This is a genomic window from Streptomyces sp. NRRL S-87, from assembly GCF_000719335.1.
In the GTDB taxonomy this organism is placed as follows: Bacteria; Actinomycetota; Actinomycetes; order Streptomycetales; family Streptomycetaceae; genus Streptomyces.
This window is the reverse complement of the sequence record NZ_JOGB01000024.1, coordinates 89,526-100,831: the sequence shown is the minus strand read 5'-3', so window position 1 is coordinate 100,831 and position 11,306 is coordinate 89,526. Positions and strand designations below refer to the sequence as shown.

Annotated in this window: 9 protein-coding genes; 4 read left to right on the top strand and 5 right to left on the bottom strand. The window is 72.2% G+C overall.

The genetic code is table 11. From position 1 onward, the window contains the following. Positions 1 to 69: 69 nt before the first annotated feature. From IF43_RS0117520 to IF43_RS0117505, 4 genes are all read right to left on the bottom strand, one after another. A complete protein-coding gene (locus IF43_RS0117520; RefSeq protein WP_234332234.1) occupies positions 70 to 1,371 on the bottom strand; it encodes an MFS transporter in 1,302 nt (433 codons plus the stop codon). Between the two features lie 13 nt (positions 1,372 to 1,384). Continuing rightward, positions 1,385 to 3,088: an FAD-dependent oxidoreductase gene (locus IF43_RS0117515; RefSeq protein ID WP_078910244.1), complete on the bottom strand. Its 1,704-nt coding sequence runs from the start codon at positions 3,086 to 3,088 to the stop codon at positions 1,385 to 1,387. 161 nt (positions 3,089 to 3,249) lie between these two features. Continuing rightward, the gene (locus IF43_RS0117510) at positions 3,250 to 4,941 is read right to left on the bottom strand and encodes an FAD-binding oxidoreductase (protein WP_107048514.1); all 1,692 of its coding nucleotides are present in this window, start codon (positions 4,939 to 4,941) and stop codon (positions 3,250 to 3,252) included. Between the two features lie 39 nt (positions 4,942 to 4,980). Beyond that, entirely contained in the window at positions 4,981 to 5,643 is a 663-nt protein-coding gene (locus tag IF43_RS0117505) for a class I SAM-dependent methyltransferase (RefSeq protein ID WP_030201035.1), read from the bottom strand. Between the two features lie 294 nt (positions 5,644 to 5,937). Here IF43_RS0117505 and IF43_RS0117500 point away from each other — a divergent pair, with 294 nt between their 5' ends. The 3 genes from IF43_RS0117500 (at position 5,938) to IF43_RS0117490 (ending at position 8,943) form a co-directional block, all read left to right on the top strand. After that, the gene (locus IF43_RS0117500) at positions 5,938 to 6,570 is read left to right on the top strand and encodes a flavin reductase family protein (protein ID WP_234332233.1); all 633 of its coding nucleotides are present in this window, start codon (positions 5,938 to 5,940) and stop codon (positions 6,568 to 6,570) included. A gap of 131 nt (positions 6,571 to 6,701) precedes the next feature. After that, positions 6,702 to 8,282 carry a 4-hydroxyphenylacetate 3-hydroxylase N-terminal domain-containing protein gene (locus IF43_RS0117495; protein WP_030201026.1) on the top strand — a complete coding sequence of 527 codons (1,581 nt, stop codon included), beginning with the start codon at positions 6,702 to 6,704 and terminating at the stop codon, positions 8,280 to 8,282. A gap of 205 nt (positions 8,283 to 8,487) precedes the next feature. Next, positions 8,488 to 8,943, top strand: coding sequence for a helix-turn-helix domain-containing protein (locus tag IF43_RS0117490; protein ID WP_030201024.1), 456 nt, complete (start codon positions 8,488 to 8,490; stop codon positions 8,941 to 8,943). A 117-nt stretch (positions 8,944 to 9,060) separates the two neighbouring features. Here the strand turns inward: IF43_RS0117490 and IF43_RS0117485 are convergent, their stop codons facing one another. Then, a complete protein-coding gene (locus IF43_RS0117485) occupies positions 9,061 to 9,873 on the bottom strand; it encodes a TetR/AcrR family transcriptional regulator (protein ID WP_078910242.1) in 813 nt (270 codons plus the stop codon). Positions 9,874 to 9,987: 114 nt separating this feature from the next. Here IF43_RS0117485 and IF43_RS0117480 point away from each other — a divergent pair, with 114 nt between their 5' ends. Next, the gene (locus tag IF43_RS0117480; RefSeq protein WP_030201021.1) at positions 9,988 to 11,073 is read left to right on the top strand and encodes an alpha/beta fold hydrolase; all 1,086 of its coding nucleotides are present in this window, start codon (positions 9,988 to 9,990) and stop codon (positions 11,071 to 11,073) included. The last annotated feature ends 233 nt before the right edge of the window (positions 11,074 to 11,306 follow it).

Below are 11,306 nucleotides of genomic sequence, written 5' to 3'. Positions count from 1 at the left end.
CGTCGCGGTGCCGGGCCGGCCGCCCGCTTCGAGGGGGCGCCCCGTGGTGTGTGGGTCCCCTCAGGGGGGTCAGACGGCGCTCCCCCGTACCCGCCGTGCCCGCAGCAGCACCGCGGCCGCCACGGCTGCCGAACCCGCCAGCGCCGCGCCCGCGGCCATGGCCGCCGGGATGCCGGGGCCGTCGGCCACCAGGCCGCCCAGGAGCGAGCCCGCCGCCAGGGACAGCTGGACCGCCGTCACGAACACCGCCAGCGCGCTCTCCGGAGCCTCCGGGACCGCACCCGCCAGCGCCGTCTGCAGGCTCAGCGGTACCGCGCCGAACGCCGCGCCCCACACCGTGACCAGCACGGCCACGAGCACCGGCGAGCCCGCACACAGCGGCAGCGCCCCGGCCACGGCGGCCAGCGCCGCGGCCGCGCCGCACACCGTGCCCGGCACCGTAAGGGCCAGGGTCAGCCCGGCGAGGAAGTTGCCGGCGATGCCGGCCACTCCGTAGGCCAGCAGCAGCCCGGCGACCGCCCCCGCGCCGAGGTGCGCGTTCCGCTGCAGGTACGGCGCGATGTACGTGTACGCCGCGAAATGGCCCAGGAACACGAGGCAGGTGGCCAGCAGCCCGGCGCGGGCCGCCGGCCGCCGCGGTACGTCCAGCAGCGCGCGTACGCCCGCCACGGAACCGGCCGGCAGCCGGGGCAGGAACCGCAGCTGCGCCCCGAGGGCCAGCAGCCCCAGCACCCCGGCGGCCGCGAACGCCACCCGCCAGCCGGCCCCGCCGGCGGAGCCGGCGGAGCCGGTGCGCGCGGCCAGCGCCGCGAGCGGCAGGCTCGCCACCGTGCCCACCGAGATGCCGGCGGTGACCAGCGAGGAGGCCCGGTGGACCGCCGCCGGCGGCACCAGCCGGCCGGCCGCCGCAGCGCCCACCGCCCAGAACCCGCCCAGGGCCAGGCCCAGCAGGAGCCGGCCGGCCAGCACGGCGGCCAGGTTCGGCGCCAGCGCGCACACCCCGTCCGCGACCACCGTCAGCGCGGCCAGGGTCCACAGGACGGGCCGGCGGTCGAAGCGCCGGGAGGCCACCGTCAGGACGGGTGCCGCCGCGGCGGCCGCGAGGCCCGGCACCACCACCAGCAGGCCCGCCGTGCCGGTGCTCACCCCGAGGTCCGCCGCGACGGCCGGCAGCGCCCCGACCGGCAGCAGCTCCGAGAGCACCAGCGCCAGCGACCCCAGCGCCACGGCGGCCACCGCCGGCCAGCCGCCCCGCCGGCCGCCCGCGGACGCCGGCCGCCCCGCCCGCGACGCGTCGGCGGGGCCAGGTACGGCCGTACGGCCCCCGGCGTCGGTGCGCCGGGGGCCGTACGTCGTCGTCTCGTCACTCACCAGGAGGTCCCGATCACGAGGCCGGGAGCTGGACGGACTGGCTGTGGCGGAACACGTTGCGCGGGTCGTACTTCTTCTTGACCTGCTGCAGCTTGGCGTAGTTGCCCTTGTAGTACAGCTCGTGCCAGGGCGTGGCGGACTTGTTGAACTGCGGGTCGTGCAGGTCGATGTCCGGGTAGTTGACGTAGCAGCCGTCGGTCACGTCGTTGATGACCGGCACGCCGCCGGTGTCGGCGTACACGCCGTGGAAGAACTCGCGGATCCACTTGAGCGAGACCGCCTCGTCCGCCGGGTCGGTCCACCAGATCATCCAGGCGGCCTTGTACGCGGCGTCGCGGTGCGCGGCGGCCGTGGCGTCCTGGGCCACCGCGTTGACCTTGCCGCCGAAGGAGCTCAGCAGCACCGAGGCGGTGGTGTTGACCAGGTCGTCGCGGGTCAGGTGCTGGTAGAACGCGTCGATGTGCGCGTCCGGCATCGCCGTCTTGTAGTACGAGGACTTGAAGTCGCCCTTGAGGCTCGGGTCGTTCAGCGTCGGGTTCGTGGTCCCCATGTAGCGGGTGGCCTGCAGCCACGGCATCCGGCGCGGCTTGGCCAGCTCCGGCATCGCGGAGAGCTCGCCCATGTGGGTGGCCAGCGGCTGGTGCGCGACGTCGAGGCCCTTGGTCATCTCGGCGAGGAAGTCGTCGAGGACCTGCTGGGCGTTCGGGATGGTGGCGTCCACCTGGGTGACCAGGCCGATGTACCCGTTGGACTTGTGGTTCAGCGCGAGCATGCTGACCAGGTTGTCGTTGACCGTGCCGGGCTTGAGGTATGTGGCGTGCCACTCGCCGTAGTTCTTCACCAGGCGCGCGAAGCGGTCCTTGGTCATCTCCGCCCACGGCCACGACACCGCGCTCAGCAGCACCTCGGACGGGGGCTGCGGCAGCAGCTTGGCCGGGTCGGTGCCGGTGGCGCCGGGGGAGCGGAACCAGAAGCGGGTGATGACGCCGAAGTTGCCGCCGCCACCGCCGGTGTGCGCCCACCACAGGTCGCGGTGCGGGTCCTCGGCCTCGCGGGTGGCCACGTGCACGCGCGCGGTGCCGTCGGCGTCGACCGACACGACCTCGACGCCGTACAGGTGGTCCACCACCAGGCCGAGCTGGCGGCAGAGCAGGCCCCAGCCGCCGCCGCTGACGTGGCCGCCGGCGCCGACCTGGAAGCACATGCCGGCCGGGACGATGACGCCCCAGGTGCGGTACATCCGCTCGTACACGTTGAGCAGCTGGGAGCCGGCCTCGACGCAGACGGCGTTCTTCGCGGAGTCGAAGTACACCTTGTTCATCTTGGTCATGTCGAGGATGACCCGGACGTCCGGGTTGAAGACCCAGTCCTCCCAGCAGTGCCCGCCGCCGCGCACGGTCAGCCGCTTGTTGCCCTTCACGGCCGTCTGGACCACCTGCTGCACCTGCGCGGTGGTCTCGGCGAGGAAGACGGTCTCGGGGTTGGCGACCCAGCGCTGGTTCCAGCCCCGTACGAGGTCCTTGTACCGCTTGTCGCCGGGGGTCACCGCGGTGATCGGCTCCGCGAGCGCGACCGCGGTGCCGTCGGCGGCGCGGGCCGGGGCGGCGACGGCACCGGCCGTCCCGGTGAGCAGCGCGGCTCCGGAGGCCGCCGCACCGCCCGCCAGGAAGCCGCGCCTGCCGATCCCACCCGTGCCCTTGGCCTTGGCCTTGGCCATGGTTCCCCCTCCACAGTTCAATGTTTTCAACGGGTTTCACGCTAAAGATCACGGTGTGCCCCGGGCACCCAGCCGATTGCGCTCGTACTCGGCGGCCCGGGGACGCCCCCCGCGTGTCCCTGCGCGGTGCGGAGCGGCCGCCGGCGCTGCCCGGTCCGGTCTCAGGCCGCCGGCAGCCGCACCGACTGCGTGTGCCGGAAGAAGTCCCGGGGGTCGTACTTCTTCTTCACCTGCTGCAACTTGGCGTAGTTGCCCTTGAAGTACAGGTCGTGCCACGGCACGGCCGACTTGTTGTACGCCGGGTCGTTGAGGTCGGCGTCGGGGTAGTTGACGTAGCAGCCGTCGGTCACCGCGTTCGGCACCGGTACGCCGCCCGTGTCGGCGTACGTCTCCGCGTAGCTCTCCCGGGTCCAGGCGATGTACTTCGCGTCCTCGGCCGGGTCGTTCCACAGCACCGACCACAGCATCTTGAAGGCCGCGCCGCGGTGCGCGCAGGCGGTGTCGGTGTCGGAGAGGGCGTTGACCCGGCCGCCGTACGGCGTGAGCTGAATGTTGATCTTCGGGTTGTCGATGTCGGTGCGGGTCAGGTGCTTGTACAGGGCGTCCGCCTGCGCCTTGGGGAAGGCCGCCTTCATGTAGGCCGACTTGTACTCGGCCCGCAGCGTGGGGTCGTTGAGCAGCGGGTTCGTCGTGCTGGAGAAGCGGGTGGCCTGCAGCCACGGCATCCGGCGCGGCTCGGCGAACTGCGGCATGGCCGACATCTCGCCCATCGGCTGCGTGAGCGCGCCGGCGTCGGTGGTGATGCCCGCGCTCATGTACGCGAGGTAGTCGTCCAGCAGCTTGCGCGCGTCCGGGGCGGTGGCGTCGACCTGGGTGACCATGCCGATCTGGCCGTTCGACCTGTGGTTGAGCAGCAGGAAGCTGGTCAGGAAGCGGGTGGGGCTGTTCGCGCCGATGTTGGCCACGTGCCAGGACGCGTAGTTCTGCACGAGCCGGGTGAACTCGTCCTGCGTGAGGTCGCTCCACGCCCACGACACCGCGCTGAACAGCACCTCGGCCGGCGGCTTGGGCAGCAGCCCCTTCGGGTCGGTGCCCGTGGCGTCGGGGGAGCGGAAGAAGTAGCGGGTGACGACGCCGAACGTGCCGCCGCCGCCCCCGGTGTGGGCCCACCACAGGTCGCGGTTGGGGTCGGAGGCCTCGCGGGTGGCGATGACCGTCTTGACGCTGCCGTCGGCCGCGACGGTGACCACCTCGACGGCGTACAGGTGGTCCACGACCAGCCCGTTGCGGCGTACGAGCATGCCCCAGCCGCCGCCCGCGACGTGCCCGCCGACGCCGACCGAGTAGCAGATGCCGCCGGGGATGGTGATGCCGTAGCAGGAGTACAGCCTCTCGTACACGTCCAGCAGGCGGGCGCCGGCCTCCACCGCCACCGCGTTGAGCTGCGAGTAGTAGTAGACGGAGTTCATCTTCGACAGGTCGAGGACGATCTGCGTGCTGGAGTTGTAGACGAAGTCCTCCAGGCAGTGGCCGCCGCTGCGGACGGTCAGGCGCTTGTTGCCCTTGACCGCCTCCTGGACGATCGGCGCCACCTGCGAGGGGGCGTCGACCATGCGCACCGAGTCGGGCTTGGCCACGTACCGGGCGTTCAGGGCCCGGACCAGGTCCGGGTACTGCTGGTCGGCGGAGGTGACGGTCACCGCACCGATGGTGGCGAGGGCGGGTCCGGCGTCCGCGGCGGCGGGGTCCGCCGCGGACGCCGTCCCGTCGAGCCCGAGTGCGGCGGCCCCGCCCACACCGGCGGCTCCGATGAGGAAGCGTCGCCGGTGCAGCCCGGCTCTGTTCTGCGACATGGTCGAAAATTCCTTCGGTGAGGTCGGGTTCGCGGAGCGTCAGCGCTTGAGCGCGAAGGTCAGCCCGTCGGCGACCGGCAGCACGCTCAGCTCCACCCGGTCGTCGTCCCGCACCTTCGCGTTGAACGCCCGCAGCGCGACCGTCTCGGAGTCCTGTGCCGACGGGTCGAGGACGGCCCCGTGCCACAGCACGTTGTCCACCACGACCAGTCCCCCGGGCCGCAGCAGCGTCAGCGCGGCCTCGTAGTACGCCCAGTAGTTCTCCTTGTCGGCGTCGATGAAGACGAAGTCGTAGCTGCCCGCCTCGCCCTCCCGCGCCAGCAGCGCGTCCAGGGAGGCCCGCGCGTCGCCGATCCGCAGGTCGATCCGGTCCGCGACGCCGGCCCGGGCGGCGTACTCGCGGGCGATCGCGGTCCACTCCTCGCTGATGTCGAGGGCGGTCACCGTGCCGCCCTCCGGCAGCGCGAGCGCGGTGGCGATCAGGCTGTAGCCGGTGAAGACACCGATCTCCAGCGCCTTCTTCACCCCGGTCGACTTCACCAGCAGGGAAAGGAACTGGCCCTGCTCGGGCGATATCTGCATGAGGGACAGAGGGAGCTTCGAGGTCTCGGCCCGGAGGTCCTTCAAAACCTCCGGCTCGCGCAGCGAAATGCTCGCCACGTAGTCCTGAAGTGCCTCGTTCACTTCTACCTGAATACGCATGGTGGACCCCTCGGTCGGGACGGGCAGTACCGGATGACCAGCGACGAGTCGGAAAACTAGAACGCGAAATGGCCATGCGTCAAGCCGCTCGACGGGGGCTGAGTTCCCTGGAGCGTTTCTTCAGAGAGCCCTGGAACAATGCTCGCGTGGGGTCGCCCGCGCGGCCGCTCATTGAAATTCCGGAAACCCCGGAAAAGTGATCGGAAGGGTTTCCGTCCGAGTCGGAAACAGTCCTTCCCGCTCGACCGGAACCTTATTCACCGGATTTCCCCCGAGGATTCGAGGAGCACACCCGTGAGCACACCTGTGACTCCGCACGCGAGCCCCCCTGCGGCCCCGGACGTCGACCCGCGCGCCCTGCGTACCGCCCTGGGGCAGTTCGCCTCCGGCGTCACCGTGGTCGCCACGAGCGACGGGGCCGCCGTCCACGGCGCCACCGTCAGCTCCTTCACCTCGGTCTCGCTCGACCCCCCGCTGGTCCTGGTCAGCCTGGACCGGCGCAGCCGCAGCTGCGCCCGGCTCGCCGACGCCCCGTTCGGGGTGAACGTCCTCGCGGCCGGCCAGCGCGACCTCGCCCTGCTGTTCGCCGGCGCACCGGGCCGCGCCGCCGGGGCCGGGAGCGCGTGGCCGCGTCCCGAGCCGCGGTGGGAGGGCGACCCCCGCGCCCCCCGCCTGGCGGGCTCCGCGGCGTACTTCGGCTGCGTCCCCTGGGCGGCGTACGACGGCGGCGACCACGTGCTCTACGTCGGGAGGGTCGTCCGCTTCGACGCGCCCGGCGGCGAGCCGCTGGTCTTCCACTCCGGCGCGCTCGGCGGCTTCCGCCGCCCCGCGGCCGCCGCCACCGCCGCCTGGACCGGCTCGCTCGACGGCCCCGCCCACGGCTGGACGGCCGACTTCGGGGCCCTCGGCAGCGCCCGCACCGCCTGAGGCGAAGCGCCCGCGCGCGGCGAAGCGCCCGCACGGCCCGAGTCGAGCGCCCGCACGGCCCGCGGCGGAGCGCCGCACCGCCCGAAGCGCACGGCACCCGCACCCCCCGACCGTTCGAGGAAGAAGAGGACATGACGCTCACCGACCCCGCCCCGCACGCCCCCGAGCCGGCCGCCCGCACCACCCGCCCCCTCACCGGGGCCGAGTACCTGGAGAGCCTGCGCGACGACCGCGCGATCCACCTCTACGGGGACCGCGTCAAGGACGTCACCGCCCACCCCGCCTTCCGCAACGCCGCGCTGATGACGGCCCGCCTCTACGACGCCCTGCACGACCCGGCGAAGAAGGACGTGCTCACCACCCGCACCGACACCGGCAGCGACGGCTGGACGCACAAGTTCTTCCGCACCCCGCGCAGCGTCCAGGACCTCGTCGAGGACCGCGAGGCCATCGCCGAGTGGGCGCGGATGACGTACGGCTGGATGGGCCGCAGCCCCGACTACAAGGCCGCCTTCCTGGGCACCCTGGGCGCGAACACGGAGTACTACGCCCCCTTCGAGGACAACGCCCGCCGCTGGTACCGGGAGTCGCAGGAGAAGGTCCTCTTCTGGAACCACGCCATCATCCACCCGCCCGTCGACCGCCACCTGCCCACCGAACAGGTGCAGGACGTGTTCGTGCACGTGGAGAAGGAGACCGACGCCGGGCTGGTCGTCTCCGGCGCCAAGGTCGTCGCCACCGGCTCCGCCATCACCCACTTCAACTTCATCTCGCACTACGGCCTGCCGCTGCGCGACAAGAAGTTCGCCCTCGTCGCCACCGTCCCCATGGGCAGCCCGGGCCTGAAGCTGATCTGCCGCCCGTCGTACGCCGCCGCCGCGGCGGCCGTCGGCAGCCCCTTCGACTACCCGCTCTCCTCGCGCCTGGACGAGAACGACACCATCTTCGTGATGGACAAGGTCCTCATCCCCTGGGAGAACGTCTTCCTCTACGGGGACGTGGACAAGGTCAACGGCTTCGCCCCGCAGTCCGGCTTCCTGGAGCGGCTCACCTTCCACGGCGCGATCCGCCTCGCCGTCAAGATCGACTTCATTGCGGGGCTGCTGCTCAAGGCGGTCGACATGACCGGCTCCAAGGACTTCCGCGGCATCCAGTCGCGTGTCGGCGAGGTGCTGGCCTGGCGCAACATGTTCTGGGCCCTGTCCGACGCGGCCGCCCGCAACCCGCAGGAGTGGAAGGACGGCGCGCTGCTGCCGCGGCTCGACTACGGCATGGCGTACCGCTGGTTCATGACCATCGGCTATCCGCGGATCAAGGAGATCATCCAGCAGGACGTGGCCAGCGGCCTGATCTACGTCAACTCCAGCGCCGAGGACTTCAAGAACCCCGAGATCCGCCCGTACCTCGACAAGTACGTGCGCGGTTCGAACGGCTACGACTCCGTCAGCCGCGTCAAGCTCATGAAGCTCCTGTGGGACGCGGTCGGCACCGAGTTCGGCGGCCGGCACGAGCTGTACGAGCGCAACTACTCCGGCAACCACGAGCAGGTGCGCACCGACATCCTGCAGGCGCAGGCCGCCAGCGGACAGCTGGACGAGTACCGCGGTTTCGCGGAGAAGTGCCTGGAGGAGTACGACCTCGACGGCTGGACCGTGCCGGACCTCGACTCCTTCCCGTCCCTGCGCGAGCAGCGCAAGAACCTCTGGTCCTGACGCCCGGAGGCCCGGAGGCCCGGAGGCCCGGAGGCCCGGTGCCGAGCCGCGACGACGCGCGGCTCGGCACCGGGCCCTCGGTGCGGCGACCCGTCGGAGAAAGGCCCGGCGGCGAGACCTGTTGCGATTATTTCGAATGTTGCGGATGCTTCGTTTAACAGGGCAGCTGGGGCCACCCGGCCCTCGCACGAAGGGACGGTGCACCGTGAGCCCATCGACCGCTCGGGCCACCACCCCGTCCGGGGCGGACGCAGACTTCGCGGCCCGGGCGCTGCGGCCCGTGAAGAGGTCCCTCGCCCGCTCGCCTCACGCCGAGCGGATCCGGTTCCGGATCGAGGACGGAAACGCTGACCTCGAACTGCCGCGCGAGGCAGTGGAACTGTTGGCGACGGTGCTGAGCCACATGGCGGCAGGTCGCGCCGTCTCCATCGTGCCCGAGCACGCGGAGCTGACCACGCAGCAAGCCGCCGACATGCTGAACGTCTCCCGGCCGTTCCTGATCGGTCTCCTGGACGCCGGGGAGATCGACTTCCGGAAGGTCGGCACCCATCGTCGGATCAAGGCACAGTCCTTGCTCGAGTACCAGCGCCGGGACGACCGGCGGCGGCGGGAGGCAGCGGACGAACTGACAGCCCTGAACCAGGAGATGGGGCTGATCTGAAGCGGCGCCGTGGGTGACGTGCTGGACCGGCTGGAGCGGGACGGGCTCCTGGAGTCGGCCGCCGCCCTCCGCGCGGGATAGGGCCCGGCCTTCGGTCCGGCTTCCGGCCGGGCAGGGTCACCGGTCCGCGCCGGGCCCGGCCCCGTCCTCCCGGTCGATGAGCGCCTGTACGCCGTCCAGGATGAGCTCCAGCCCCACGGCGAGCGGGTCGTCGGCCGGGGCCCCGAACGCGCCGTCGGCGATCGCCCTGGTCAGGGCGGGGAACCGGGCCGCGTGCCGGTCGAGCAGCTCGCCGGTCAGGCGGCCCCACTCCCGGTCGTGCTCGGGGTCGAAGTCGGCCGACTGCTGGGCGAGGGCGCGCACCTGGCCGACGATCAGGAGGAACACCTGGTGGCGCTGCGCGGCCGTGAGGCCGGTGGGCTCCAGGGCGGCGAGCGCCGCGTCCAGCCAGCCGAGCTGGTTCGGGCCCATGACCTGGCGCCGCATCGCGACGGCCGACAGCAGCCAGGGGTGCGCCCGGTAGACCCCGAGCATCACCCGGGCCCAGGCCGTGATCGCCTCCCGCCAGCCGGGGCCCGCGGACGACAGGTCGGGGCGCTCGGCGCTGACCGACTCGACCATCAGCTCGACGAGTTCGGCCTTGCCGGGCACGTAGCGGTACAGCGCCATCGCCGAGACCTCGAACCCCGCGGCCACCTTGCTCATGGAGACGGCCTCCAGGCCCTCGGCGTCGGCGAGGGCCACCGCGGCCTCGGCGATCCGGGCGGGGGTCAGGCTGGGCTTGGGTCCGCGGGTGGGCTGCTCCTGCTCGCCCCACAGCAGCGCCACGCTCGCTCGCAGGTCGCGCGGCCTGTCCTCGCGCCCCTTGCCCTTGCCGGGGCCGCCGGATGGGACGGAGGTGCCGGTGCGCGTCGTGGTGGTCCTGGCCATGGCGGTCCCCTCGGTCGTGGCTGCGGCGCGGAAGGCCGTTGACGCCCTCCGAAACTGTGTATACCTTAAACACATCAAAACTGCTTACGCCGAAAACAGTTTATGGGGGTAACCATGCTCGGCACCGTCCTCGCCACCGCCTCGGCCGCCGTCCTCGCCGCACCCGTCGCCGGCCTCGCGGTCCACCGGCAGGTCAAGCGCGCCGCCCACGCCCGCCGGCTGCGCATCACCGGCCCCCGGGGCATCGACGAGTCCGGCTTCGTCCGCATCGGCGGCATCGACCAGTGGGTCTCCGTCCGCGGCGAGGACCGGCGCAACCCGGTGCTCCTGGAGATCCACGGCGGCCCCGGCGCCTCGAACCTGCCCTATGCGCACCGCACCCGCTCCTGGGAGCAGCACTTCACGCTCGTGCGCTGGGACATGCGCGGCGCCGGCAAGACCTTCGCGCGCACCGGACCGACCGGTCAGGGCGAACTGACCCTGGAGCGCCTGGAGGCCGACGCCCTGGAGGTCACCCACCACGTCCGCGCCCGGCTCGGCGTCGACAAGGTCGTCCTGCTCGCCAGCTCCTTCGGCACCGTGACCGGTCTGCGGCTGGCCCGCCGCCATCCCGAGCTGTACGCCGCGTACGTCGGCACCGACCAGAACATCGTCGACGGCGGCCGCGACCGCACCGCCCACGACGCCCTGGTCGACCGGCTCACCCGGGCCGGCCGGCGCAAGGACCTGGCCGCGGTCACGGCGATGGGCGCGGACCGGTCGGCGTGGACCGCGCACCAGTGGTCGCGGAACAACAAGCTCGTCGTCGGCTCCGACCCCCTCACCCTGGACACCGTCAAGAAGGTCGTCCTCGGCTCGATGCTGACCTCGCCCCTGCTGACCCTGCGCGAGGTCCGCAGCTTCATGAAGGCCATGGAGTTCTGTGAACCCCTCGGACCGCAGGCGATCGCCACCGTCGACGAACGCGCCGAGGGGACGGACTTCGCGCTGCCGTTCTTCGTCTTCCAGGGCGCGCGCGACGTCATCACGCCCGTCGCCCCGGCGCGCCGCTTCTTCGACCAGGTCAGCGCCCCGGTCAAGGCGTTCGCCCTCATCGAGGGCGCCGGCCACTTCGCGTCCTTCCGCCACCCCGACCGCTTCCTCGACCTCCTCCTCACCAAGGTCCGCCCGGCCCTCGCGGAAGCCGCCGAAGCCCGCTGACCGCCCCGCGCGGCCGGGCGGGTCCGCGGCGACCCCGCCCCGGTTCGGATCAGGCTCGCCGACCCCGCCCCACTTCGGATCATGCCCTCGCCGACCGGTTCCCGAGCGATCCTCGAGCACCGGGTGGGATTCCTCTTAGGGGCGCTTTTCCTACCTACCCGGTCGGAAAAGCGCACGACCCGAAGGCGGAGCCCCATCCCGCCGGCCCCGCCGCCGATCACTGCCGGAGGAAT